General features: G+C 35.2%; 26 protein-coding genes. 12 read left to right on the top strand and 14 right to left on the bottom strand.

Annotation, left to right across the window (positions count from 1 at the left end):
- Positions 1–35: 35 nt before the first annotated feature.
- Together pyrH and ACSVH7_RS00650 are read right to left on the bottom strand one after the other, a co-directional pair.
- Positions 36–743 carry a UMP kinase gene (gene pyrH, locus ACSVH7_RS00655; RefSeq protein WP_438064771.1) on the bottom strand — a complete coding sequence of 236 codons (708 nt, stop codon included), beginning with the start codon at positions 741–743 and terminating at the stop codon, positions 36–38.
- Positions 744–804: 61 nt separating this feature from the next.
- Positions 805–1590: a patatin-like phospholipase family protein gene (locus tag ACSVH7_RS00650; protein ID WP_438064770.1), complete on the bottom strand. Its 786-nt coding sequence runs from the start codon at positions 1588–1590 to the stop codon at positions 805–807.
- Positions 1591–1675: 85 nt separating this feature from the next.
- Here ACSVH7_RS00650 and ACSVH7_RS00645 point away from each other — a divergent pair, with 85 nt between their 5' ends.
- Positions 1676–2293, top strand: a complete 618-nt coding sequence (locus ACSVH7_RS00645) for a thioredoxin family protein (protein WP_438064769.1) — start codon at positions 1676–1678, stop codon at positions 2291–2293.
- Between the two features lie 352 nt (positions 2294–2645).
- Here the strand turns inward: ACSVH7_RS00645 and truB are convergent, their stop codons facing one another.
- From truB to ACSVH7_RS00625, 4 genes are all read right to left on the bottom strand, one after another.
- The gene (gene truB, locus ACSVH7_RS00640; RefSeq protein WP_438064768.1) at positions 2646–3338 is read right to left on the bottom strand and encodes a tRNA pseudouridine(55) synthase TruB; all 693 of its coding nucleotides are present in this window, start codon (positions 3336–3338) and stop codon (positions 2646–2648) included.
- On the bottom strand, positions 3338–4132 hold the full coding sequence (locus tag ACSVH7_RS00635) for an undecaprenyl-diphosphate phosphatase (protein ID WP_438064767.1): 795 nt from the start codon (positions 4130–4132) through the stop codon (positions 3338–3340). The genes truB and ACSVH7_RS00635 overlap by 1 nt, the downstream gene beginning before the upstream one ends.
- An 86-nt stretch (positions 4133–4218) precedes the next feature.
- Complete coding sequence (locus ACSVH7_RS00630) at positions 4219–4464, bottom strand: DUF3098 domain-containing protein (RefSeq protein WP_438064766.1); 246 nt, start codon at positions 4462–4464, stop codon at positions 4219–4221.
- A gap of 55 nt (positions 4465–4519) precedes the next feature.
- A complete protein-coding gene (locus tag ACSVH7_RS00625) occupies positions 4520–5395 on the bottom strand; it encodes a cell division protein FtsX (RefSeq protein ID WP_438064765.1) in 876 nt (291 codons plus the stop codon).
- A 162-nt stretch (positions 5396–5557) separates the two neighbouring features.
- On the opposite strand from ACSVH7_RS00625, the gene leuS reads away from it, so the two are divergent.
- On the top strand, positions 5558–8419 hold the full coding sequence (leuS, locus tag ACSVH7_RS00620) for a leucine--tRNA ligase (protein ID WP_438064764.1): 2862 nt from the start codon (positions 5558–5560) through the stop codon (positions 8417–8419).
- Positions 8420–8583: 164 nt separating this feature from the next.
- A complete protein-coding gene (locus tag ACSVH7_RS00615; RefSeq protein ID WP_438064763.1) occupies positions 8584–9270 on the top strand; it encodes a zinc metallopeptidase in 687 nt (228 codons plus the stop codon).
- A gap of 110 nt (positions 9271–9380) precedes the next feature.
- Here the strand turns inward: ACSVH7_RS00615 and ACSVH7_RS00610 are convergent, their stop codons facing one another.
- The 3 genes from ACSVH7_RS00610 to ACSVH7_RS00600 form a co-directional block, all read right to left on the bottom strand.
- Complete coding sequence (locus tag ACSVH7_RS00610) at positions 9381–9851, bottom strand: Lrp/AsnC family transcriptional regulator (protein WP_078213239.1); 471 nt, start codon at positions 9849–9851, stop codon at positions 9381–9383.
- A gap of 130 nt (positions 9852–9981) precedes the next feature.
- Entirely contained in the window at positions 9982–10731 is a 750-nt protein-coding gene (locus ACSVH7_RS00605; protein WP_438064762.1) for a uroporphyrinogen-III synthase, read from the bottom strand.
- Between the two features lie 12 nt (positions 10732–10743).
- A complete protein-coding gene (locus ACSVH7_RS00600; protein ID WP_438064761.1) occupies positions 10744–11415 on the bottom strand; it encodes a DUF4271 domain-containing protein in 672 nt (223 codons plus the stop codon).
- A 103-nt stretch (positions 11416–11518) separates the two neighbouring features.
- On the opposite strand from ACSVH7_RS00600, the gene ACSVH7_RS00595 reads away from it, so the two are divergent.
- Genes ACSVH7_RS00595 through ACSVH7_RS00585 form a run of 3 tightly spaced genes read left to right on the top strand, consistent with a single transcriptional unit; the run spans position 11519 to position 14016 of the window.
- Positions 11519–12244, top strand: a complete 726-nt coding sequence (locus tag ACSVH7_RS00595; protein ID WP_438064760.1) for a polyprenol monophosphomannose synthase — start codon at positions 11519–11521, stop codon at positions 12242–12244.
- Between the two features lie 11 nt (positions 12245–12255).
- Positions 12256–13596, top strand: a complete 1341-nt coding sequence (locus ACSVH7_RS00590) for a dihydroorotase (RefSeq protein WP_438064759.1) — start codon at positions 12256–12258, stop codon at positions 13594–13596.
- A gap of 3 nt (positions 13597–13599) precedes the next feature.
- Positions 13600–14016 carry a DUF4296 domain-containing protein gene (locus ACSVH7_RS00585; protein ID WP_438064758.1) on the top strand — a complete coding sequence of 139 codons (417 nt, stop codon included), beginning with the start codon at positions 13600–13602 and terminating at the stop codon, positions 14014–14016.
- Positions 14017–14018: 2 nt separating this feature from the next.
- Here ACSVH7_RS00585 and ACSVH7_RS00580 read toward each other — a convergent pair whose 3' ends face one another.
- Positions 14019–15056, bottom strand: coding sequence for an NAD-dependent epimerase/dehydratase family protein (locus ACSVH7_RS00580; RefSeq protein ID WP_438064757.1), 1038 nt, complete (start codon positions 15054–15056; stop codon positions 14019–14021).
- Between the two features lie 63 nt (positions 15057–15119).
- Between ACSVH7_RS00580 and tyrS the strand changes: the two genes are divergently transcribed.
- From tyrS to ACSVH7_RS00565, 3 genes are all read left to right on the top strand, one after another.
- Positions 15120–16412, top strand: a complete 1293-nt coding sequence (tyrS, locus tag ACSVH7_RS00575; RefSeq protein ID WP_438064756.1) for a tyrosine--tRNA ligase — start codon at positions 15120–15122, stop codon at positions 16410–16412.
- A 30-nt stretch (positions 16413–16442) separates the two neighbouring features.
- Positions 16443–16649 (top strand): hypothetical protein, encoded by a 207-nt coding sequence (locus ACSVH7_RS00570; RefSeq protein WP_438064755.1) that lies wholly within the window; start codon positions 16443–16445, stop codon positions 16647–16649.
- Positions 16650–16839: 190 nt separating this feature from the next.
- Positions 16840–17094: a type II toxin-antitoxin system RelE family toxin gene (locus ACSVH7_RS00565; protein ID WP_438064754.1), complete on the top strand. Its 255-nt coding sequence runs from the start codon at positions 16840–16842 to the stop codon at positions 17092–17094.
- Positions 17095–17118: 24 nt separating this feature from the next.
- Here the strand turns inward: ACSVH7_RS00565 and ACSVH7_RS00560 are convergent, their stop codons facing one another.
- The 4 genes from ACSVH7_RS00560 to ACSVH7_RS00545 form a co-directional block, all read right to left on the bottom strand.
- On the bottom strand, positions 17119–18099 hold the full coding sequence (locus ACSVH7_RS00560; RefSeq protein ID WP_438064753.1) for an acyl transferase: 981 nt from the start codon (positions 18097–18099) through the stop codon (positions 17119–17121).
- Between the two features lie 382 nt (positions 18100–18481).
- A complete protein-coding gene (locus ACSVH7_RS00555; RefSeq protein WP_438064752.1) occupies positions 18482–18820 on the bottom strand; it encodes a T9SS type A sorting domain-containing protein in 339 nt (112 codons plus the stop codon).
- A gap of 108 nt (positions 18821–18928) precedes the next feature.
- Entirely contained in the window at positions 18929–20113 is a 1185-nt protein-coding gene (locus ACSVH7_RS00550; protein ID WP_438064751.1) for a hypothetical protein, read from the bottom strand.
- A gap of 303 nt (positions 20114–20416) precedes the next feature.
- Positions 20417–23218, bottom strand: a complete 2802-nt coding sequence (locus ACSVH7_RS00545) for a TonB-dependent receptor domain-containing protein (protein ID WP_438064750.1) — start codon at positions 23216–23218, stop codon at positions 20417–20419.
- A 241-nt stretch (positions 23219–23459) separates the two neighbouring features.
- Between ACSVH7_RS00545 and ACSVH7_RS00540 the strand changes: the two genes are divergently transcribed.
- The 3 genes from ACSVH7_RS00540 to ACSVH7_RS00530 all read left to right on the top strand — a co-directional run bounded on the left by ACSVH7_RS00540 (position 23460) and on the right by ACSVH7_RS00530 (position 26536).
- The gene (locus ACSVH7_RS00540) at positions 23460–24143 is read left to right on the top strand and encodes a response regulator transcription factor (protein ID WP_438064749.1); all 684 of its coding nucleotides are present in this window, start codon (positions 23460–23462) and stop codon (positions 24141–24143) included.
- Between the two features lie 149 nt (positions 24144–24292).
- Positions 24293–25390 carry a sensor histidine kinase gene (locus tag ACSVH7_RS00535; RefSeq protein ID WP_438064748.1) on the top strand — a complete coding sequence of 366 codons (1098 nt, stop codon included), beginning with the start codon at positions 24293–24295 and terminating at the stop codon, positions 25388–25390.
- Positions 25391–25702: 312 nt separating this feature from the next.
- A complete protein-coding gene (locus ACSVH7_RS00530) occupies positions 25703–26536 on the top strand; it encodes a phosphate ABC transporter substrate-binding protein (RefSeq protein WP_438064747.1) in 834 nt (277 codons plus the stop codon).
- The last annotated feature ends 46 nt before the right edge of the window (positions 26537–26582 follow it).

Raw genomic sequence — 26582 nt, 5'->3', positions numbered from 1 at the left:
AGTCAACTATGAATTACAAACCTTTAACCATAAACTTATATATTAACTACGGTTCCTATGTTTTCGCCTTCGCAGATTTTTAATAAATTACCATCTTTGTTCATGTCGAAAACTACAATTGGCAATTTATTTTCTTGACTTAATGTAAAAGCGGTAGTGTCCATTACATTTAGTCCTTTGCTTAGCACATCGTCAAATGAAATATAATCAAATTTGATGGCTCCTGCATTTTTTTCTGGATCGGAATCATAAACTCCGTCTACGCGTGTTCCTTTCAAAATCACATCAGCGTTTACTTCAATTCCACGCAAAACGGCTGCGGTATCTGTCGTAAAATAGGGATTTCCTGTTCCTGCTCCAAAAATCACGATACGTCCTTTTTCTAAATGACGATCGGCTCTTCTTTTAATATACGGTTCCGCGATAGATTCCATTTTTAAAGCAGTCATCAAACGGGTTTTCATTCCGTTATCTTCTAATGCTCCTTGCAACGCCATTCCATTGATTACAGTGGCTAGCATTCCCATATAATCACCTTGAACGCGGTCCATTCCTGAACTAGCACCTGCTACTCCTCTAAAAATATTTCCTCCACCAATCACGATAGCAATTTCTACGCCTTTCGCATGCACTTTTTTGATTTCACTAGCGTATTCTGCTAATCTTTTAGGATCAATTCCGTAGTGCAAATCACCCATTAAAGCTTCGCCACTTAATTTGAGAAGGATTCTTTTGTATTTCATTATTTGTTGAATTGTTTGGTGCAAATATAGCGATATTCTAATTTTTCTGAAATAATGTGTCTTAAATATCTACATTAAGTTTTTCATAGCTTTTTTGAGCGGCTTCGTAGCCAATTTTAAAAATGGCATCCATTTTGGTTTTATTGGTTTCGAAAGTACTATAAGCCGATAATTCTTCCGGTTCGATTAGCCAATTACAGTCTTCGAATTTACTTAAACTTGAATTTGCTGTTAGCAATTCATAAGCTCTGGTAGTGACAGATTTTATCGTTGTAAGATCTTTAGCAATTACTTTTTGTAACGGACTCACATACACACCAATGATAAAATCGCTTTCATTTTTCAATAATTCGGTTGGGAAATGATTTAAAATCCCACCGTCACTATACAAGTTGCCTCCAATTTCATAAGGTGACATCACGCCTGGAAAAGCACTCGAAGCTAAAATAGCGTCAATGACTTTAGTTTCGGGGCCAAAAACGGTAAGTTTTCCCTGTATCATATCGGTGGCGGTTAGAGCGATGGGGATTTTTAATTCGCCTAGCAAAGTGTCGTTGAAAAGAGCTGAAAAATAGGATTTAAAGGCATTGGGATCTATTAATCCCGCTTTTGAAAAAGTGAAATGTTTCCAATGAAAAAAGTAAATGGATTTAAAGAAGGTTAAGATCTCCAAAGGGGTTTTCCCGCTGCTATACAAAGCCGCAACGATAGCTCCTGCACTTGTTCCTGCTATTTGTGTAGGGACGATTTTTTTTTCATTCAAAAAATGCAAAACACCGGCGTGAGCAATTCCTTTGGAGCCACCTCCGGATAATATTAGACCTATTTTTTTTGAATTGTTTGTCATGAAAAAGGGGATGTTTTTTGTAGGTGATTTTTATCACACGTTTATTGAGAAGATAGGGTTAATTTTGCATAAAAATAGAAAGAAAATGAAAACATCAATAGCCCAAGCATTATTTCATAGCTATACTTATATTAATTATAGAAAAAGAGTGACTGATTTACTAAAAGAAGGGAAGTCTTCTGGAAATGAACAATCAGAGGATTTAACTCATTATAGCTCTTTAAATGAAACGAGAATGAATCGTTTGGATAAAACAATAAAAATTGATCCAGCCATTGCTGAACAATTACAGGGATTGCAAAACGAATACATTTGGTTGGTTTTGGCTGAAGGCTGGTGTGGCGATGCTGCTCAGTTACTACCTATCATGAACAAAATGGCGTTGGAAACCGATAAAATTGATTTGAGAGTTGTTTTTAGAGATGATAACGAAGATTTGATGCAGCATTTTTTAACCAATAATGCAAGAGCAATACCTAAGTTGATTGTTATTGAAAAATCTACTTCTGAATTGGTTGGGACTTGGGGACCTCGACCAAAAGAGGCCGCCGAATTGATCATAAATTACAAAAAGGAGCATGGAGTTGTAGATGAAAAAGCGAAATCCGATTTGCAATTATGGTATTTACACGACAAAGGAGTCACTACTCAACATGAAATTATGAGTCTAATGGTCAAGGACATTGCTAGTGTGGTGATTTAATTGTAATTGCCTTTATTTTAGAATATTAAAGTAAAATTGTGCTGAATTTATATACATTTTTCAAATAATTATTGTAAATTAGCCAAAGCTATCCAGGTCTATTCAATTGATTTACTTTTTTATTGGTGTTTAAAAATAGTGTCTCACAATTTAAAAAACATCCTTATGAAAAAGCTGTTTGAAAAGTTTTATGATTTCGTTTCTTCAATCCTTTTTGGTGGAAAAACGACAATTCATTATTAATCCACGGTGTAGCCCCATCCGTTAAAAAAAAGCAAGTATGATGTAAAAGTACTTTCGTTTTCTAAAACACATCACAAGTTCTGAGAAAGAAATTGTCATGTGTTTTTTTTTATGTACTTAATCGTTCCTCAAAAATAGCAGGAGTAATAGCGTTTAAAACATCGTAATCACCAATTTTGGTACGGCGTAATGCGGTTAAATGTGCGCCAGAGGCTAAGGCTTTTCCGAAATCAAAAGCTAAAGAGCGAATGTAAGTCCCTTTGCTGCATACGACTCTAAAATCAACTTCAGGAAGGGCAATTCTAGTGATTTCAAATTCGTGAATCGTAGTTTTTCTGCTAGCAATTTCAACACTTTCTCCCGCACGAGCATGTTCATACAAGCGAACACCTTCTTTTTTGATTGCTGAAAAAATAGGGGGCTTTTGATCAATTTCGCCTAAAAATTGCGGCACCGTTTCGTGTATTAATATCTCAGTGATGTGTGCGGTAGGAAAGTGTTGGTCTACTTCCGTTTCTAAATCGTAGGATGGAGTAGTGGCTCCAATATGAAAAGTACCCGTATATTCTTTGGCTTGCCCTTGTAATTCGGAGATGCGTTTGGTAAATTTTCCAGTGCAAATTAGCAACAATCCTGACGCAAGAGGGTCTAGAGTACCGGCGTGGCCAATCTTGAATTTTTTGGGCAAACCTACTTTGTTAATCAATAAATATTTTAACTTATTTACCGCCTGAAAAGAAGTAAAATGTAAAGGTTTGTCGATTAAAAGAATTTGTCCTTCTAAATAGTCTTCGGTAGTCATTAGATGATAGTCAGAGGATGAATGAAAAAATGAATAACAAGTAGGATAATCCCGGCTAATATTCGGTAATAACCAAAAACTTTGAAACCGTTTTTAGTCAAAAAACCAATAAAGCTTTTGATGGCTAATAAAGCTACTATAAAAGCGACAACATTGCCAATAATCAAATAATTGATTTGATCGTCACTCAGCACTAATCCTGCTTTATAATAATCGTAACATTTTTTTGCAGTAGCTCCAAGCATGGTAGGAACTGCCAAGAAAAATGAAAATTCAGCAGCAGAAGTGCGGGAAAGTTTTTGCGACATTCCGCCCACAATGCTTGCCCCACTTCTGGAGACTCCCGGAATCATGGCCAGACATTGAAACAGCCCAATTTTAAAAGCTTGTTGATAGGTGATTTCTTTTTCTTCTTCAGTGCTGGTGTGGTTAAACCATTGGTCTACTTTTAGTAAAATCAAACCACCAATTAGAAGTGATAGGGCTACAGTTACTGGATTTTCTAATAAACCATCAATAAAATCACTTAGTAACAATCCTAAAACTACGGCAGGGATAAACGCAACCAATAATTTGAAATAAAAATCTAAAGTTTGAAAAAATCTATTAAAATATAAAATCACTACTGATAAAATAGCTCCTAATTGAATCACTATGGTGAATAATTTCGTAAAATCTTGATCTGCAATTCCAAAAAACGACGAAGCAATAATCATGTGTCCCGTTGATGAAACAGGTAAAAATTCGGTTATACCTTCAATTATGGCAAGGATAATCGCTTGTAATGTATTCATGGGTTTTGTTTTTTAAAACGGTGTTTTGTTCAAAAAAAAAATAAATCCTTAGATTTATTTTTTAAAATTATCGTCAGTTCCTTGTTTTATTGTTTAGGTGTAACTTTTTTTAGAATTGCATAAATGGTAATTCCAAAACCTATGAGTACCGTAGTCGGTGCCAAACGAATTCTTCTGAAATCGAAAATGGCATCACTAAAAACTGCGGGATCATCACTTCCTCCGCCTGACATTAAAATAAAGCCAATTGTAATGACAGCAATTCCAATCAATAAAATACGATAATTGGTTTTTTCGAAAAGAAATTCTTTTTTTGTTTCGTTGTTTTTCATTGTATGTCAACTAATGCTATTATCAAATATTTTTAAGGGTAGTGGTTTTTGAATACTAATACAAATCGTCTGTTCTTAAGTTTAAGAAACGCTGGGTGGCAAAATAGGTGCTCAACCATGTAATCAAAATTCCTAAGCCAAAAACGCCTAGTAATATCAGTCCAATCGATAAGGGATCTTCTAAAATGCCTAAGTTAGGAAAGTTTGTTTCAATATACATTAGTACTGAAAATAAGGCAATAATGGCAAGTCCAGCGCCAATCATTCCTAATTTGATGCTTCTATACACAAAAGGCTTTCGGATAAATGATTTGGTTGCGCCCACCATCTGCATCGTTTTGATAATAAATCGATTAGAATGAATAGATAAACGCAACGAACTGTTAATTAATAAAACGGCAATGATAGTCAAGAAACCACTGATGATTAAAATCCACATGCTAACTTTTTTGATGTTATCGTTGACTAGATTAACCAATTGCTTGTCGTAAACAATGTCGGCTATCTTTGAGTTTTTACGCAAATGACTTTCTATTCTACTAATGCTATCACGCTCTACATACTCAGCATTTAAGTTGATGTCATAAGAGTTTTGAAGGGGGTTTTCCCCTAAGAATGTTAAGAAATCTTCCCCAATAATATCCGTATGCTCTTTAGCGGCTTTTTCTTTGGAAACAAAAACAAATTGTTTCGGAAATTTAGCGGCTTTTAATTCTTTTTCAAAAGCTTGAAAAGTACTGTCGTTAGCTTCCTTTTTGAAGAAAACGGTCATGGCAATATTTTCTCTAAAATCATCGGCTAATTTTTTAGAATTGACGATGAAAAGCCCCAAAATACCCAACAGGAAAAGGACCAAGAAAACACTCAATACCACCGAAAAATAAGAGGAAATTAACCTGCGTTTTTGAAATTTGTCGAAGTTAGAACTCATAGCATACTTTAATTATGGCGTAAAAATAACAAACAAATTCTTTATTTGAAGTTAATAACGCCCAAACTTTCAACTTTAGTACAATAAATGTAAATTTGCGTTTTAAAATTTTATTATTAAAACTTAGAAACTCAGCTACTTTTTAGCTTTGCAACTCGAAAAATGAAATACAATCCGAACGAAATCGAAGCCAAATGGCAACAATATTGGGCTGACAACAAGACTTTTGCAGCGCAAAACAACTCTGATAAACCAAAATATTATGTTTTGGATATGTTTCCTTATCCTTCTGGAGCGGGATTACACGTTGGGCATCCTCTGGGGTACATCGCATCAGATGTGTATTCGCGTTTCAAAAGACACCAAGGGTTTAATGTTTTGCATCCCATGGGCTATGATAGTTTTGGATTACCAGCTGAACAATATGCCATTCAAACAGGACAACGTCCAGAAGATACGACACGTGTAAATATAGACGGAGGAGTTGATAAAGAAGGAAATGCAATTGCAGGTTACCGAAAACAGTTAGACAAAATTGGATTTTCATTTGATTGGGACAGAGAAGTGAGAACATCCAATCCTGATTATTACAAACATACGCAATGGATTTTTATCCAATTGTTCAATTCTTGGTACAATAACGAAACCGACAAAGCCGAAGATATTTCGACTTTGATAGCTATATTCGAAAAAGAAGGAAATGCTACCGTAAATGCTGTTTGTGATGATAACATTGCTCTTTTTTCAGCTAAGGAATGGAACGCATTTTCTTCTGATGAGCAACAAAAAATAGTATTACAATACCGATTAACCTATTTGGCAGAAACCGAAGTAAACTGGTGTCCCGGATTGGGAACAGTTTTGGCGAATGACGAAATTGTAAATGGCGTTTCGGAGCGTGGTGGTTATCCTGTGATTCGCAAGAAAATGACACAATGGAGTATGCGAATTTCAGCGTATGCAGAACGTTTGTTGCAAGGATTAAACGATATTGACTGGAGCGAAAGTATCAAAGAAAGTCAACGCAACTGGATTGGAAAATCGGTGGGAGCGATGGTAACTTTCAATGTGCAAAATCACGAAGCAAGTATTGACGTATTTACAACCAGACCTGATACTATTTTTGGAGTAACGTTTATGACCTTGGCTCCAGAACACGAATTGGTGGCTGAAATCACAACTGCTGAACAAAAAGAAGCCGTAGAAGCTTATATTGAAAAAACAGCGAAACGTTCCGAAAGAGAGCGTATGGCCGATGTAAAAACGATCTCGGGAGTGTTCACGGGGGCTTATGCAGAACATCCGTTTACCAAAGAACCCATTCCAGTTTGGATTGGCGATTATGTGTTGGCGGGTTACGGAACTGGAGCCGTAATGGCGGTACCTTGTGGAGACGAAAGAGATTATGCTTTTGCAAATTTCTTCAAAGGTCAAAACGGAATGCCAACTATCAAAAATATTTTTGACCAAGACATTTCAGAAGCGGCTTATGGCGCCAAAGAAGGGTTTCAATTAATCGATTCTGATTTCTTGAACGGCTTAGGTTACAAAGAAGCGACTCAGAAAGTTATTGCCGAACTTGAAGCAATAGGTCAAGGTAAAGGGAAAATCAATTACCGTTTGCGTGATGCGGTGTTCTCGCGCCAACGCTATTGGGGAGAGCCTTTTCCTGTATATTATGTGAACGGATTGCCACAAATGATTGATGCCCAACATTTGCCAATCGTTTTGCCTGAAGTGGAGAAGTATTTACCAACCGAAGACGGATTGCCTCCTTTGGGGAACGCAGCAGTTTGGGCTTGGGATAGTGTTCAGTGTTCAGTGGTTAGTACTCAGTTGATAGATAACCAAACCATTTTTCCTTTAGAATTGAATACGATGCCAGGATGGGCAGGAAGTTCTTGGTATTGGATGCGTTATATGGATGCGCAAAACGAAACCGAGTTTGCTTCTGCCGAAGCTTTGAAATACTGGGAAAGCGTAGATTTATACATTGGCGGAAGCGAACACGCAACGGGTCACTTGTTGTACTCTCGTTTTTGGAACAAATTTTTAAAAGACAAGGGGTTTGCTCCAACCGAAGAACCATTCAAGAAGCTGATTAATCAAGGGATGATTTTGGGAACGAGTGCGTTTGTGTATCGATTAGAAGGGCAAAATGTTTTTGTTTCGAAAAATCAAATCAATGGACAAAATGTACAACCTATTCATACTGATGTTTCATTTGTTAATGCTTCAGATGAATTGGATATTGAGAAGTTTAAACAGTTTAGAGAAGATTATAAAGACGCTGAATTCATATTAGATGAAAACGGCAAATACATAGTAGGTCGTGAAGTTGAAAAAATGTCAAAATCGAAATACAATGTGGTAACTCCCGATGATATTTGTGCAGAATACGGAGCGGATACGTTGCGTTTGTATGAAATGTTTTTAGGGCCATTGGAGCAAGCCAAGCCTTGGAATACTGCAGGGATTTCGGGAGTTTTTGGTTTCTTGAAAAAACTATGGCGTTTGTATTTTGATGAGAATGGTTTGATTGTAAACAACGACGAACCTACCAAAGACAACTTGAAATCATTACATAAAACCATCAAAAAAGTGGCAGAAGACATTGAAGGATTCTCTTTCAATACTTCGGTTTCACAATTTATGATTTGTGTCAACGAATTGTCATCACAAAACTGTCATTCTCGTGCTATTTTAGAGCCGTTGGCGGTTGTGATTTCGCCTTATGCGCCTCATATCGCTGAGGAGTTATGGTCGTTGTTAGGTCACCAAGGGTCTATTGCAACAGTTCCGTTTCCAGTTTTTGACCCACAACATTTGGTCGAAAGCGAGAAGGAATATCCAGTTTCTTTCAATGGAAAAATGCGTTTCACCATCAAATTGCCTTTGGATTTAACGAAAGAACAAATCGAGGAAATCGTAATGCAAGACGAAAGAACCCAAAAACAATTAGACGGCAGAACGCCAAATAAAGTGATTATTGTGCCAGGAAAAATCATTAACTTGGTAGGGTAAATTATTAAATTCTAACTTTAAAAAATCCAAATTCCAATTTCACGATTGGGATTTGGATTTTTTTTATAGAATATTTAACTCGTGTCAAAATGGCATTTTTCAAATTTGGTTCGTAAATTGTTGTCAACAACTGAGACAAAAAATATAAACTAAAAAACAAAAATATGGGAAGTGGTTATTTAATATTGGCTGGAGCCATTATGCTTTTCAGCTGGTTAGTAAGTTCAAGATTGAAGAGTAAATTTGCACACTATTCTAAATTGCAATTGCAAAACGGTATGTCGGGTGCGGAGATTGCTCAAAAAATGCTTGCAGATAATGGAATTTATGATGTTCGTGTCATTTCGACTCCAGGACAATTAACGGACCATTATAATCCAGTAGATAAAACTGTGAATTTGAGTGAGGCGGTATACAATCAACGTAATGCGGCAGCGGCAGCTGTGGCGGCGCATGAATGTGGTCATGCCGTACAACACGCTGTAGGGTACGAATGGTTACAAATGCGCTCCAAATTGGTGCCGATTGTAAGTGTGGCTTCTGGATTTGTGCAATGGATTTTGTTAGCAGGAATTCTAATGATTAAAACCTTTCCGAGCTTGTTGTTGATTGGTATTGTGATTTTTGCAGCAACAACTTTATTTTCTATTGTTACTTTACCCGTAGAATATGATGCTAGCAATCGCGCTTTGGCTTGGTTGAAAAATAAAAACATGCTCAATCTTGCCGAGTATGATGGAGCCGAAGATTCCTTAAAATGGGCAGCTAGGACTTATGTAGTAGCGGCTTTGGGATCTATTGCGACTTTGTTGTACTACGTTTCCATTTATATGGGAGGCAGAAGAGAGTAGAAGAGAAAAATTCAATAAATATAAAATCCAAATTCCAATCTCGAAGTCTGAGGTTGGAATTTTTTATTTTACTTGAAATTTGAAATTTGGAATTTTAAAGTTGATATTTTTTAGAGTTGTATCTGTCGTTCTATTTGCTGCTCTAGCGAAATAAATGTTTCGGTTCTGGAAACGCCTTCTATCGTCTGGATTTTTGAATTCAAAAGTTGCATTAAATGTTCGTTATCACGACAAATGATTTTAATCAAAATAGACCAATTGCCGGTAGTGTAATGACATTCGAGTACTTCTGGAATTTTTTTTAAATCCCGTACAGCTTCTAGATTTCGGGCGGCTTTATCGAGATAGACACCAACAAAGGCCATGGTGTTATATCCCAAAACTTTATGGTTTACAGTGAATTTTGATCCAGAAATTACCCCAGATTGCTCGAGTTTGCGCAGTCGTTGATGAATGGCCGCTCCCGAAATTCCAATTTTATTAGCAATTTGCAAAATGGGTTTTCTGGCATCTTCCATGAGGTAACGCAAAATTTCTTTGTCGATTCCGTCAATTTCAACTATAAGGGAATTGATTTTCATATTATAATTTTTAACTAAAATAATGATTTTAGTTTTGATTTGAAGTTAAAATCAAATTTGAGGATATAAAAAAATCCAAATTCCGTTTACTAATTGGAATTTGGATTTTATATTTTGAAAGTTGAATGTATTATTTTCCTTTGTTAACCTCTGCGATGTATTTTTCTAAGGCCATAGTCATTGAAGGTGTTCCTGGAGTTGGTGCCATAATGTCTACGCGCAGCCCACAATCTAAAGCTTCTTTTTGAGTAGTGCTTCCGAAAACGGCAATTCTTGTATTGTTTTGCTCAAAATCAGGGAAGTTTTTGTATAATGATTTGATTCCAGTTGGACTGAAAAAAGCCAAAACATCGTAATAAACATCGGCCAAATCAGATAAGTCACTCATTACAGTTTTGTAAAAAGTAGCCGGAGTCCAATCTACTTTCAGTGCGTTCAATGTTACAGGAATATCTGCATTTAATTGATCAGAAGCTGGAAGCAAGAATTTCTCGTCTTTGTACTTTTTGATTAACGGAGATAAATCGGCGAAATCTTTTGGTCCAACGTAAATTTTACGTTTTCTATATACCACATATTTTTGAAGGTAGAATGCAATAGCTTCTGATTGACAAAAATATTTTAAATCTTCGGGAACTTTGTAACGCATTTCTTCAGCTACTCTGAAAAAATGATCTACCGCATTACGGCTGGTTAAAATAATGGCATTGTAATTGTGTAAATCGATTTTTTGTAATCGAATTTCTTTTGCGCTGACACCTTCTACATGAATAAAAGGCCTGAAATCAATTTTTACTTTATGCTTTTGTTGCAACTCAAAGTAAGGAGAGTTCTCTACTTTAGGTTCTGGTTGTGACACCAAAATTGTTTTCACTTTCATAGTTGATGTTGTCTAAGTATTCCCTTTTGTAAACCAATAATACATAAAATAATAGGGTGCTATTTCAAGTGCGCAAAGATATAAAATAAAATAAAACAATTTACTCATAATTAAATTTTGGTAGTTTTTTATTGTGAGCAGGTAAGTGAAGGTGTTAATTATCAATAAGATAGTAAAAATGGGTAAAAAAATGTTTTTTGAAAAGGCATCAAAATAATACAGAATCAAATCGATAGGGAGAAGAATGAGTCCGATATAGGTGCGATAGGTTACTTTTTTGAGATTAAATTGCTCCATGAAGTCTTCTATTTTGAAGGCGGTAGCGATGATCTTCTCAATCAAGAATTTGGACAAAATGAAATACGTAATAAAAGTGAACAATTGGATAAACAACATCCAATCTGATTTGGAAGCGCGACCATCATAACTCAAAAAAAGTTGCAAAAAAAAGGCAAATGACAGGATTTGAACGACAAAAAGTGTCAAGGTGAATCCACTCATCAAATGACTGCTATCGCGATATAATTTGATGTATTTATCAGAGTAGATTAATTTGGTAAAATCGCTAAACCGATTTTCAAAGACTGATTTGGTCAAAGCAATTAATACTAGCGACACTACAAATAGCGCGGTCGCCCAGTCTTTATTTTCAATTATTCTCAGTTGCAGTACAGGTTCCATCATAGTTCACAAAATTACTAATTTTTTGTTGCAATCTTTTTATTCTCGATTTAATATGAATCAAATGTTTTAAAAAGGTTACTTTTGCCGTGAAATTGCTACAAATATGAATGATAGTATAGTTATAATCCCCACCTATAACGAGATTGAGAATGTTGAAAAAATCATTAGAGCAACGCTTACGCAACACAAGGCCTTTCACGTTCTAATTATTGATGATAATTCCCCGGATCACACGGCAGAAAAGGTGATTTTGTTACAAGAAGAATATCCAGGAAGATTATTTTTAGAAAGACGTAAGGAAAAATCTGGATTAGGAACGGCGTATGTTCACGGATTTCAATGGGCCCTTGCGCACCAATATGAATTTATTTTTGAAATGGATGCTGATTTTTCGCACAATCCTAATGATTTAGAAAAGTTATACGATGCGTGCCATTTTGGTGGAGCTGATTTGGCTATTGGGTCACGCTATGTAACGGGTGTTAATGTGGTAAATTGGCCTTTGAGTCGCGTCTTGATGTCTTATTTTGCCTCGGTTTATGTGCGTTGGATTACCAGAATGAAAATTCATGATGCTACGGCCGGTTTTGTTTGTTACAAAAAAGAAGTCTTGCAAAGTATTAATTTGGATAAAATTAAATTTGTAGGCTATGCTTTTCAAATTGAAATGAAATACCGAACGTACTGCAATAAATTTGAAATTTCTGAGGTTCCTATTATTTTTACCGATAGAACTAAGGGGGTCTCAAAAATGAGTAATTCTATTATTATTGAAGCGGTTTTTGGAGTAATATCGCTTCGTTTACGTCAATTAATTGGAAGACTTTAAAACAGATACAGATGAACAAAATTCTAATACAAAATGCTAAAATAGTTAATGAAGGTTCGATTTTTGAAGGAAATGTTTATATCGAAGAGGATACAATCGTTAAAGTTGGTTCATTCGAGATGCATCCCGATGAGGATTGTACTATAATTGATGCTAGGGGACAGTATCTTATCCCCGGCGCAATTGATGATCAAGTGCATTTCAGAGAACCTGGACTGACGCATAAGGGTGATATCGAGTCGGAATCTAGAGCAGCAGTAGCTGGTGGAATAACTTCATTCATCGAACAGCCTAATACCATTCCGAATGCGGTGACTCAGGAGATTTTAGAGGAAAAATATCAAATTGCAGCTGCGTCTTCCTTTGCGAATTATTCCTTCATGATGGGAGCTACTAATGATAATTTAGACGAAGTTTTGAAAACCAATCCTAAAAATGTAGCGGGAATTAAAATATTTCTAGGCTCCTCAACAGGGAATATGTTGGTAGATAATGAAGTCGTTTTGGAAAAAATATTTTCAAGTACTCCTTTATTAATCGCCGTACATTGTGAAGATGAAGCTACTATTAAAAATAATTTAGCGATTTTCAAAGCGCAATATGGGGAGGATATTCCTGTGACAGCACATCATTTGATACGAAGTGAGGAAGCTTGTTATATATCGTCGTCAAGAGCTATTGCTTTGGCCAAAAAAACAGGCGCTAGATTGCATGTTTTTCATCTTTCAACAGCCAAAGAAATGGAGCTGTTTACTAATGCAATTCCATTAGAAGAGAAAAAAATCACGGCTGAAGTATGCGTGCATCACTTATGGTTTAGCGACGAAGATTATGTTACCAAAGGCAATTTTATCAAATGGAATCCTGCGGTTAAAACAGCCAAGGATCGCGAGGCACTTTGGGAAGCATTGAACGATGACCGAATAGATGTTATTGCTACAGATCACGCTCCGCATACCTTAGACGAAAAAAATAAAAAATATGCTGAAGCGCCATCGGGTGGACCATTGGTTCAACATGCAGTTGTGGCACTTTTTGAAGCCTTTCATCAAGGTAAAATAAGTTTGGAAAAGATAGTTCAAAAAATGTGTCATAATCCAGCCGTATTGTTTCAAATAGAAAAAAGAGGTTTTGTTAAACCAGGCTATTTTGCAGATTTAGTTTTGGTAGATGCAGCAGCTCCTTGGACAGTTACCAAAGAAAATGTTTTAGCTAAATGTGGATGGTCTCCTTTTGAAGGCTATACGTTTAAATCTAAAATCTCGCATACTTTTGTAAATGGAGAACTGGTTTATAGTAATGATAAAGTAAGTACTATAAAAGCCGGTAAACGCTTATTGTTTGAAAGATAAAAGATGAAAAAAGTACTGTTTTTTTTGCTTGGCCTATCTGTTCTTGTAGGCTGTAAAGAGGCCCCGATGGTTAAGCCTCCCAAAAAACCTATTGAACGTGCGGTCATGATTGCTATTTATTATGATTTGGCGCTGTTAGAGGCTTCAAAATATCAGATGTATTCCAAATCAGATTATGAGAAAGTTGGGGCAAAGGAATTTGTCTTTAAAAAATATAAAATTGATAGCTTACAGTTTGTTGAAAACAATAAATTTTATGCGGCTTCCATTGAAGATTATAAAAATATGTTTGCTGAAGTTGAAAAACGTTTGCAAGACAAAAGCAATACATTAGATACACTCATCAAACGACAACAAGCTGCAAAGCATAAAAGGATTATCAAAAGAAAACATTCAAATGCTTTGAAGGTTGTGAAATAAGCTTAAAAAGTAGTGGCTATTTTTTGAATATAGTCTGCAATATTGATAAAACTTGGGTTTAAAACGGATTTTATTTTAGCATTAGAATAGAAGGTTTTGCTATGTGAAGCGTTAGCAGTAGCGCTATTGAAAGTAGCTTTTTTGATATGCAAAATCGCTAAAAGAGCATCTAATCTCCAAGCAATAGTAGTAAGTAAAGGACTGGCATATCGTGTCGGTCTTTTTACTTTTAAAGCATCCGCAATTTGGAAAAGAATGTCTTTAAAAATCATGTTTTCTGCAATTAGAGTAAAGCGCTCGTTGTGACAGTCACTCTTCATTAAACGACACATGATCGTTACAACGTCTAACACGGATATGAATCCTGTAGTGCCTAAGGTGTGAAACTGCAGTCCTTTTTTAACGGCCGTAAACAAGGTGCCACTTCCTTGATTCGCAAAACCAGGCCCTAAAATCACTCCCGGATTTACAATAATCACCTCTAAACCTTCCTGCTGACCGCGCCAAACTTCCATTTCTGCACCATATTTTGAAATGGCGTAATCACTATGCGAGTTTTCAGGATTCCATTCTGTGGTTTCTGTGATTTCAGTTTCGTGAGCAGCTAAATCTCCTAGGGCAGCAATTGAGCTTACAAAACAAAGTTTTATGATTTTTTTTGCCAAGCAGAAATTGACAATATTAGCGGTGCCTTCTATGTTGGTTTTTCGGATAATTTCCTCCTCATTGGGATCAAATGAAATTAAAGCGGCACAATGATACACTTGTTGGATGTCTTGAAAAGCAATTTCTAGGGTTGGAATGTCCAAAATATCAGCTTGTATCCACTCAATATGTGAATACAAAAGAGGTTTTTCATAATAAGAAAACAAGGCTTTGGTTTGAGAACGTTTCGCCTCGGATCGATAAATGGCACGAACTTTTTCGCCATTTTCTATTAAATGAAGTAGTAAATGTGCTCCTACTAAGCCGGTTCCTCCTGTGACTAATATCATAAAGACAAAGATACTCTTTTGTGGCAAAGGTGCAAAGTCTTTCATTTCTTTAGAATTTTCAAATTGCCATTGCCAATGAATTTGTTACCTTTGTGAAAATTGAAAAAAATGAAAAATTTTATTGAAGAAGTGACTTGGAGAGGGATGCTCCACGATGTTATGCCAGGCACCGAAGAACATTTGTTGGAGCAAATGCGTGTGGCATATGTGGGTATTGACCCAACTGCCGATTCATTGCATATTGGTCATTTGGTGGGCGTAATGTTGTTAAAACATTTTCAGTTAGCTGGGCATAAACCATTAGCGTTAGTAGGTGGAGCCACAGGAATGATTGGAGATCCTTCTGGAAAATCAAATGAAAGAAATTTATTAGATGAAGCGACTTTGCGTCACAATCAAGAAGCGATCAAAGGACAATTGGCTCGTTTCTTAGATTTTACCTCAAATAATGATAATGCTGCCGAATTGGTAAATAATTACGATTGGATGAAAGAATTTTCGTTTCTAGATTTCATTCGCGATATCGGAAAGCACATTACGGTGAATTATATGATGGCGAAAGATTCCGTAAAGAAGCGTTTGACTTCCGAAGCGGCCGAGGGAATGTCTTTTACAGAATTTACATACCAATTGGTGCAAGGTTATGATTTCTTGCATTTATACAAAGCCAAAGGATGTACCCTACAAATGGGAGGTAGCGATCAATGGGGTAATATTACCACAGGAACGGAATTGGTTCGCCGAATTGATGGAGGGAAAGCCTATGCTTTAACTTGCCCGTTGATTACCAAAGCCGATGGTACTAAGTTTGGAAAATCCGAAGGAGGGAATATTTGGTTGGATGCCGCTAGAACTTCTCCCTATAAATTCTATCAATATTGGTTGAATACTTCAGATGTTGATGCAGCTAAATATATCAAAATATTTACGTTCTTGACGAAAGAAGCTATTGAGGAATTGACGATTCAACATCAAGAAGCGCCGCATTTGCGTTTGTTACAAAAGAAATTAGCCGAAGAAATCACGATTATGGTGCATTCTAAGGAAGATTTAGAAAATGCGATAAAAGCTTCTGGAATTTTGTTTGGAAATGCAACAGCCGATGATTTGAAACAATTAGATGAAGCTACATTCTTAGAGGTTTTTGATGGTGTGCCTCAGGCAGAAATTGCCAAAAATGAAGTGCAAGCCGGTTTGGATATCATTACGGTTTTAAATGAAAAAACAGGTTTCTTTAAATCGAATGGAGAAGCAAGAAGAGCCTTGACGGCCAATTCCATTTCTGTAAATAGAGATAAAATAAAAGAAGATTTTGTGTTGACGGCCAGCGATTTAATCAATGATCGATTTGTCTTGTTGCAAAGTGGTAAGAAGAATTATTTTGTGATTAGAGTAGTTTAATTTTATAACTTTATTAAAAATAACATAGCCATGGAAACTCAATTTTTGACTGACGAAAAGGGAAATAAAACTGCCGTTTTGTTGTCTATAAAAAAGTACAATAAATTGATTGAAAGATTGGAAGAGTTAGAGGATGTACGTCTTTATGACGAAGCAAAAAGAGAGGATGATGGCTTTCGTATTTCTATCGATGATGCTTTTAAAATTATTGAAGAAAAGCGAAAATTAGCTAAGTAATGCAGGGCATTCGCTTTTAAAAATATCCACCACGAATTCACTAATGAATCACGAATTAAAATGTGTTTTAATGACACGAATTATTAATGTTGCTGGAATTCGTGACATTCAATTTCAGATTCGATGACAATTAGTGTCAATTGGTGTAATTTGTGGCTAACTTTTTTTAAATGCGAATGCCCTGTAAGCAATGGCTTATAAAATTGAATTTAGAAATAAAGTTTTGAAAGCTTTAGTAAAAATAAATGAGCCATATTATACTGCGATCAAAAAACAAATCTACGATTTAGCGGATAACCCTCGTCCGCAAGGTTATAAGAAATTGAAAGGAAGAAAAGGATGCAGAATTCGCATTGGAAATTACCGAGTGATTTATGAAATTTTTGATAACATTCTTCTAATTGATGTTATTGATTTAGGTCACAGAAAAGAAATTTACGAGTAATTTGACGGGGTTAGTATTGTAGATTTACACCACCATCAAATTACACCCACGAATATCCGAATGATCAAAACGTCCCAATACCTCGAAAGAGTTGTTGGGATTTTTTTTGCCCAAATCTTGAGTCGCAATAAAGGAGCAGGAATTACGATTGGCTAAGTCAATTACGTTGATTCCTCCAGTCTTTCCGTTGGTTATATAACTTAAAGCATCTTCGGTGTCGCGAATTAGGATTTGCATCCAAGAGGGGCACTCAAATACGCCTTCTCCAAGGGAATACGCCTGTGAGAGTAATTCGGTCATACCGTATTCTGAATGAATACTAGAAACACCAAAACCAGCGCATAATTGTTCGTGCAATTCTTCACGGATCATTTCTTTGCGCTTGCCTTTCATACCGCCCGTTTCCATGATGATGGTGTTCTGGAGTTGGAATTTTCTTTTCTCAATCAAATCCAGCAAAGCATAGGTGACGCCAATCAAAATTACATTTTGTCCTGCGTTATCCAATGCGATTAATTTTTCGATCAGTTCATCATGATTGTTGAGGTAAAAACCGCTTTCGGGTTGATTGGATAACTGAATTAAATCTTCGACCATGTAAATCAAGGAAGAACCTTCGCGCTCTAAATAAGAAGGTAAAAGGGCCAAAACGACATAATCCTCTATGTTGCCATAAAACTGAGAGAAACCTCGACGATAACTTTCTTCGTAAAGAGTTACATCGGTAACCAAATGTTTGCTGGTAATCATACCTGTAGTTCCGCTGCTCGTAAAGATAGCTTGAGGAGTTTCATTATTGCTCACAACCGTATGACTTTTGAAAAACTGAATGGGTAAAAATGGAATTTGTTGTAGTGTTTTTACCTTTTGAACATTGGTTTTTAATAAATCACAGAATTCTTGGTACACCAAGTTGTTTTCGTATTGATAACGAAAGGTTTTTAAAGCGATTTTTTCAAATTGCTTTTGGTTGGAAATTGAAAAAAGATCAGAATTTGAGACCAATGCCGTATTTTTTTTGCAAAGGTATGCTTTTTTGCTCTTTTTTTTGGTTTATATTGAAGATGGAACAGGGCATTCACTTTAAAAAAAAATTAGCCACCAATTACACCAATTGACACTAATTGTCATCGCAACTAAAATTGAATGTCACGAATTCCAGCAAAAGTCATAATCAGTGTCATTAAAACACATTTTAATTCTATCTAACACTTATTTAATCATTGAAAATCAGTGAATCAGCGGTAAAAAAAAGTTAGCCAAGCTGCGGTCAAAGTTTTTCCACTTTCTTGAAATTCGTGGTGGATATTTTTAAAAGCGAATGCTCTGAAGATGGAATAAAAAAAGCCCCAACTGAATTGGAGCTTTAGTGTACTTTATTTTAGGATTACCTAATGATTAATTTTCGTGTGGCTGTGGCTTGATTTTCATTGATTTTTATGATATAAACACCTGGTGAAAGCGATGAGACATTGAGTTCTCTGGAGCTTAATTGGATTTGCAACACTTTTTTTCCTAAAACATCAAAAATGGTGATTTCTTTTTCTAAATCTTCTTTGGTTGAAATGTATACTTTACCATTACTTACAGGATTTGGGTACAAACTCAACCCTTCAATGGAAGTATTGTCTTGTAGTTTTGGTTGTTGTTTAGCTTCTTGAGCTGAAACGCTCACGGAAAAAAACAGGCCCAATAAAAGAATAATATAAAAGTAGTTTTTTACCATCAGCTTTGATTTTACAGTAAAGATAAAAATTTAATAGATATAAAATAAAAAAAAATGCCTTTCAAAGTTGAAAGACATTTTTTGACATACAAAGAAAGTAACCTGAAATTATTTGATTAAATTCACTCCATTTACTGTTGACCAAGCTCCAGTAGTTAATGATGCTCCAGTAGCCGTAGCGCTTGGTACAAAATTAGCAGCAGGGAAGCTTACTACAATGGCAGCTGTGGCTCCTACAGGAGTAGTTTGTGAAGTGTTTGACATTTTAACATTAGTTAAAATTATTCTACCTCCATTAACTTGGTTCGTGTTAGTAGTTGCATCTTGAATTTTTACAGCAGCTCCTTTATAGATGGTAGCTCCTTCAGTATAATCACCGTATCCGTCGATGATGATGTTGCTGTATTCTCCGTTTCCTTCTTTTTTGAATTGGAAAGCATCAACTTGAACATCTCCAGCTACCTCAGGTGTACATCCAGCTTCTCTTTTTAAAGTGATGTTTGTGATTTTAGGCCAAAATGCATTGTTGTTATTTGAACACTCAATTTCCATTCCGAAGTTTCCTTTAACAGTTTGATAAGCATACCAGTTAGAATTGTTTTTACCTTGCCATCCATCTTGCCAGTCAAAAGCATCATCAAAGTTACCGTAAGAAATAGCATTGGTCATACTAACAGTTCCTCCAAAAAATTCATATCCGTCATCAGCACCTTTGTAAGCTACAAGGTGATCAAGAACTGTTTTTGCTCCAACAGAGTAAAAAGTAAATGCATTGTTTTCTTTGGTACCGTCAGCTAATTTTGCTCCAGCATATTCTACTCTTACATATTTTAATGAACCACCATCGTGATCTGCGTTTGTTCCGCCGTAAGGTAATGCATTTCCGTCTTCAGAAGTTGATGATGTTACGCCTCCAATTGCTTTGATTGGAGCATCACCATACATGATGATACCGGCCCAAGATCCAGGAACTTGAGATTTTTCAGTGAAAACTACTGGTTGACTAGCAGTTCCGTTTATGATTAATTTTCCTCCGTTAAGTACTACTAAGGCATTATCACCAGTGGTTTTGTCAGCTGTAATCGTTGAACCAGCATCGAAAGTTACAGTAACTCCACTTTCGATTTTTACAATTCCTTTTAATGTATAAGTCCCTAGAGGGAATGTTTTGTTTGCAGTAATTTTTCCTGTAATTTCTCCAGTAACAGGTGTAACAGTGGTGTTGTCATCACTACTAGTACAAGCGGTAAAAGTTGAAGCGATAATTGCTAAACTTAAAAGTAATTTTTTCATTGGTTTGTTTGTTAAATTTTATATTACAAATGTATACGGACTGTTCTATTTTGAAGTTATGCTAGTATTAAAATAGAGTTACTAATTGTATACTTAATGGTAAAATTATTGTAAAGTACCTAGGGTTTTAAAGGGTTTAGGGTTTGTATTTTTGAATTTTATACTAACATTAAGTAGCGCTGTTGGGCTAAAAAAAACTTAGCATATTTTGCGTTTTTTGGGTTCTAAATACTATATTTAAAGTGGGTGGGTACAAAAAAAACCGGTAGGAACCGGTTTTAGTTTTTGGTATTATTTTTTTTCTTAAAAAGTGTAGCTTAAGTTTAAAGAAAAGCCCACACCTCTTTTGTAGCTTGAAATAAGATTTGAAGGTTCTGCTATAGGAGAAGTTCCGTCTGTTCCTTGTTCAAATTTGATCAAAGGATTGAATAAATTGTTGGCTACAAATTTCACATCAAAATGATCGTTTAATTTACTTCCCCAAACAAAATCCAATTGCTGAACGGGTAATTCGTAAATGTGATCTAAACCTCCAGTACCAACAGCATAAATTCTTTTACCAAAAACGGAGTATACAAGAGATAAAGTATTTTCCCATTTTTCATTAAATGAAAATTGATATTTCAAGTCAGAGTTAATTAACCATTTTGAAGCCCCTTGAAGGTCTCTTGTTTTATGAGTTTCGATAGAGTTGATTACGCTTCCGTCAGGATTCACAGTAACGGGACTCACCGTTACTTTTGTGGTCATTAATGAGGTGTTAAAACCAAAAGAAAAATCTTTTAAGGTTTCGTTTACTCTAGCCCCGTCCATTAAGAATTCTAATTCGACACCGTAGATATTTGCTTTTTCAGAATTAAGGTAAGTGGTAATGGTTGAGTTAGCCGCATTAGCAATAAAAGTTCTTTCTATTGGATTTTGTAAATTTTTACCAAAAATACCTACAGCTACCATTTCTTTGGCTGTTGGGAATAATTCAAATTTAGCATCATAGTTTAAATTGTCACTGTTTACCAAAAATGGATTTCCTCTTGTTGATGTTCCGTCTGGATTAACATATTCTATAGGGTAAGCTTCCATTATTACAGGTCTTGTATATGTTTTGCTTCCTGTAAAACGCAAATTAGCATTTTCGGTTACCCCGTATTTTACGTTTAAAGACGGTAAAATGTATAGTTTGTTTTTAGTAACTATTTCAAATGGATCTTGGAATGAACCTTGTAATCTGTATTTGGTTTCTCTTAGTGTATATTCTCCTCTAAGACCTCCATTAACTTCCCATTTTTCCCCGAATTTAAGTAAAACATTTGCATATCCTGCATTAGATAAGTCTCTTAATTTTGCTTTGTAAGTTGCATTAGAACTTTCTCTGAAGGCAAAGGCGTTTTGTTCCAAGTAGTTGTTTAAAGTAGCGTCTAAACTATTTAGCGTTACGTTAAAGCTGTTTGGTGCAAAGTTGTTTACCGGAGCTATAAATCGATAAGAGGATTGCATTAAAGAAGCACTACCATTATAGCCAATGCTCAATTTGTTTTGTTTTTCTTCTTTACCAAATTTCAAATTATATTCCATTAAGCCGGATAAATAGATGTCACTATTGATGTCTAAATATTGTTTGATGAAGTTGTTACCTGCAATGGAAGTTAAAAGACTTTCTCCTGTAAGTGTTCCGGAAAAGAATTTTCTGTCCGGTTGTTGGTAGGATGTTTTGGCAAAAGAGCCGCCTGCTTTAATTGTTTGATTTTTGTCTTTTGTTAAAGCATATTCTCCTAATAACTGTGAGTTAAAATAATTGGATTGATCTAACTGATTTGTTCTTATCAGCGTTTTATTGTTGTTAGTTGTTAAATCGGCGAAACCAAATTGATCTTTGATAAGGTTTTCAGTGGTTCTGATGTAAAAATTATTCCAAGTCAAATTAAGTCTATCTGAAGCATAATTTAAACCTAATAAAGAAGAAGTAGCTGTTTTGTAGCGGTATTCAGTATTGATAAAATCGTTTCTGTAAACAAAACCTGATTGATTGTTTATGAAATTTCTTTCGATACCGTTTCTGTAAGTATAGCTGTTGTCGCTATTTATAGATAATAGGTATGAAAATTTTGAACCATCATTCCAGTTGAATTTTTCTGAGTGAAGTAATCCGATGCTCATGTTTAATGGGCTTTTTGATTCAGTTACATCAAACCCACTTTTGAATGACTCTAAAGATTGTTGTGGTGTAAAAGTATAACTTGCGGGCACTCCTCCTAAAAAGTTGGGTAGCGCTCTGTCTTTTCCTGTTAAGCCAAAAAAGCCTTTTGATCCGTCTGCATCTTTAGAAATAAGGAAATTACGTAAATTGTTGTTGGTAGTGTAGCCAGTACCAATGCTTATTTTTGTGATACTTTTGTTTCCTTTAGAGGTCCCAATATTAAAAGTTCCACCTGCGAAATCCCCATATAAATTCGGATTGAACGTTTTGTATACGTCTATTACACTAACGATATCCGTTGGGAATAAATCAAGAGGGATGATTTTTTTGAATGGATTGTTTGTAGGTGCAGCTAAATCGTTAATCAATAGGTTGTTGTAACGGTCTTCTAATCCTCTAACGAAAAGTCCTCTTGAACCTACTTTAGAAATCCCAGTAATTTTGGTTAATCCTTCTTCAACATCACTCACTCCTTTACGAGCCATTTCTTGTGCACCGATACTTTGCTTGATCACTACTGCATTTTTTTGCTCTAGTAGCAAAGCGGTTTCTTTTTCTCGGTTAGGAGCTGTCGCTTTTATTACTACGTCTTGTAATTTGTAGCTCCCAGATCCAATTGCTTTATTGATGGTTAAGGTTTCATTTGCTTTAACATTTACGGCAACTTCTAGGTTTTCATAACCTACGAAACTGAATTGTAAAATGTAACTACCTGGAGATACACTAATAGAGTATTTTCCATCTATATCGGTGTTTACGCCAATTTTGGTTCCTTTCAAAATTACATTAGCAAATGGTAAGGGTTGATTATTGGCATCTTTATCAGACAAAATACCAGTAATAGTTCCTTTGCTTTGTGAAAATCCAAGTGTACTTAAAAATAAGAATAGGATCAAAAATTTTAATTTCATTGTGTTGTCTTTGTTTGTTGGGGCAAAAATAGTACCCTAGTGGTAAAGTCGATGTTATTGGTATATTAACATTGTGTTTTATTACTATTACATAAATGTTAACAAGTTAAATTAAAGTTAAGTCCTTAAAAACCGTTTTCAAAAATGATTTCTTTATGGCTACATTTACCATCGTTTTATGTTTTTGTAGTTATAAAAGCCTAAATTTGATTTGTTTTTAATAGATTTTGTATCATTTTTTATGAAAAAAAGAAGCACTAAGATTTTATTAGTTGATGATGAGCCGGATATTTTAGAAATTGTAGGTTACAATCTTTCCCAGGAAGGCTATCAAATTGTAACAGCTAGTAATGGTAAGGAAGCGGTGGCCAAAGCTAAAAAGGAAATCCCAGATTTAATTATCATGGATGTGATGATGCCTGAAATGGACGGAATGGAAGCTTGTGAAAATATTCGTAAAATTCCAGAATTAAGCCATGTTATCATTACTTTTTTAACGGCTAGAAGTGAAGATTATTCTCAAGTCGCTGGTTTTGATGCAGGTGCAGATGACTACATCACCAAGCCCATCAAACCCAAATTGCTGGTAAGTAAAGTAAAAGCTTTGTTGCGAAGATTGAAAGAAAAAGAGCAAAACAGCGAAACATTGAATGTAGGGGGTATCGAAATTAATCGTGAAGAATACAAGATAATCAAGGATAATATCGAAATTGCGCTACCAAGAAAAGAATTTGAATTGTTCTATTTGTTAGCTTCCAAGCCAGGAAAAGTTTTCAAAAGGGATGAAATTTTAGATAAAGTCTGGGGCAACGAAGTAGTAGTAGGAGGAAGAACTATTGATGTTCATATCCGTAAATTAAGAGAAAAAATCGGAGATGATTTCTTTAAAACGATAAAAGGAGTGGGATATAAATTTGAAGTGTAATACATAAATTTCGCTTACATTTCTTAACATCTGATAAAATCACAAATAATAACTGGATAATTGGTTGTTTTTTGTGATTTTTGTATTTCTAGTAGTGAACTAGACTACTCATAATTAAACATAAAACTATTGATTTAGAATAAAAAAATATGGTAAAAATCAATTTTAAAAAGACTTATAAATTTGCAATAAAGTCAGCATTGTATATTAGTATTTTTGTTGCGATGGCTTCTATTACATTGCTTCAAGCTTTTTTTAAGCCGGGGTCAACACTCATTTTTTCATACGCATTACTGGCATTTGTAGGCACTTATGCTTTTTCTTTTTTGGTCATTCAATACCGAGTAGAACGCTTCATTTATAGAAGAGTAAAGAAAATATACGACGATGTGGCTTTGTTAGAATCAAGCTCTTTTATGAATCAACCCATCACAACCGATATGGAGACCTTGACGCGGGAAGTAAAAAAGTTTGCCACAGACAAGAAGTTAGAAATTGAAATGTTGCAAGTGCGTGAAGTCTATCGCCGAGAATTTTTAGGGAATGTTTCTCATGAACTGAAGACGCCCCTATTTACGGTACAAGGGTATTTGTCAACCCTCTTGGATGGAGCGATTGATGATAAATCTGTTCGAAAAAAATATATCAAAAGAGCTGAAAAAGGAGTGGAGCGCTTGATTTATATTGTGGAAGATTTGGACATGATTACCAAATTAGAATCGGGAGATTTGAATTTAGAGTTTTCAAATTTTGATATCGTTGAAGTCATCCAAAATGTGTTTGATTTGCTTGAAATGAAGGCAGATAAAAAGAAAATTTCGCTTTCTTTTGAGAATTATCACATTCAACCTGTTTATGTTTATGGAGATAAAGACAGAATCCAACAAATCGTAGAAAATTTAATTGTAAATTCGATAAAATATGGAAAAGAAGGGGGTACAACCGAAGTAGCCATAGTCAACTTGACCAGTAAAAAAATCTTAATTCGAATAACAGATAATGGCGAAGGGATTGAAAATCAAAACATCCCTAGATTATTTGAACGTTTTTATCGCGTCAATAAAAGCGGGTCAAGATCTGAAGGCGGCTCTGGTCTTGGACTTTCTATCGTTAAACATATTGTTGAGGCTCATAAAGAAAAAATTTATGTTGAAAGTGAATATGGTATTGGTTCTGAATTTTCATTTACCTTAGAAAAAGCGAAGCCGAAACCGATACTTGAAACCGATAAAGAACTTGAAGTATAGAAGATTTTGTTACATAATCGGCAGTATTTTTCAGAAGTCGTAGTAGTAAAATGACCTTTTGAATGGGAATTATGGATCGTCCTCTGGTACTTAGCATTACACTTGTGAACGAATTTTTCAAATGAATTCTGGACCGTATTTCGAGGAGTTTTTTTTGTTTTAGTTATTGGGTTTATAGTGAGGATTTTAGGAGGTTTTATTTTAATAGAAGGTGAATTTTTGTCAATTCGATGTTTGTAGAATGCAAGTAATGTAACAAGTGTTGTTGGATTTTGCTTTATTTTTGTGAAAAATTTAAATTTATTGCTACCAATGTATAAGACGCATTTTAGAAGAATTGCTTTGTTACTTATTGTGATATTGTTTTCATGCTCATTTTCTATTCCTAAACGGATCACCATAAAAGGATCTGATACAATGGTGATTTTGTCACAAAAGTGGGCCGAAGTCTTCATGAAGAAAAACCCTGGGATTTACATTCAAGTAACAGGAGGTGGATCCGGAGTAGGTATTGCTGCTTTAATCAATGGGTCTACAGTGATCGCCAATTCAAGTAGGCCAATAAGTCAAGAAGAAATCGAGAAAATAAAATCAAAATACAACAATAATAGCATTCAAATTGCCTGTGCAAAAGATGGATTGTCCGTTTATTTGAATAATGCGAATCCAGTCAATGAATTAACGATTGCTCAATTAGCGGCTATTTTTTCTGGGGAAATCACCAATTGGAAACAAGTAGGAGGTATAGATGCCAAAATTCAATTGTACGGAAGAGAAAGTAGTTCGGGTACCTTCGAGTTTTTTAAAGATCATGTGGTAAAAACAGATTTCGCACGTAGTTGTCAAACTTTACCTGGTACCGCCGCGATTGTGAATGCCGTAAAAAAAGACAAGTTTGGAATAGGTTATGGTGGAGCAGCTTATGCAGATGGCGTAAAAGATTGTAAAGTAAAAAAAGACGCTAAGAGTAGGGGTATTTTGCCTTCTGAGGCCACCATTAAAAATAAAACCTATCCCATCTCAAGATATCTTTTTATGTATTTAAAAGAAAAACCGACCGGTGACACCAAAAAATTTATAGATTGGATTTTGAGTGCCGAAGGGCAAAATATTATTTTAGAAGTTGGCTATTACCCTTTGAAATAAACACAACGCTAAACTTCCTTCAATTATTGTAGGAAGTTTTTTTTAA

Origin of the sequence: Flavobacterium sp. TSSA_36 (assembly GCF_051547165.1) — a bacterium.
Taxonomy (GTDB): domain Bacteria; phylum Bacteroidota; class Bacteroidia; order Flavobacteriales; family Flavobacteriaceae; genus Flavobacterium.
The sequence above is the reverse complement of the archived record's forward strand: the minus strand, read 5'-3'. Positions and strand labels throughout refer to the sequence as shown.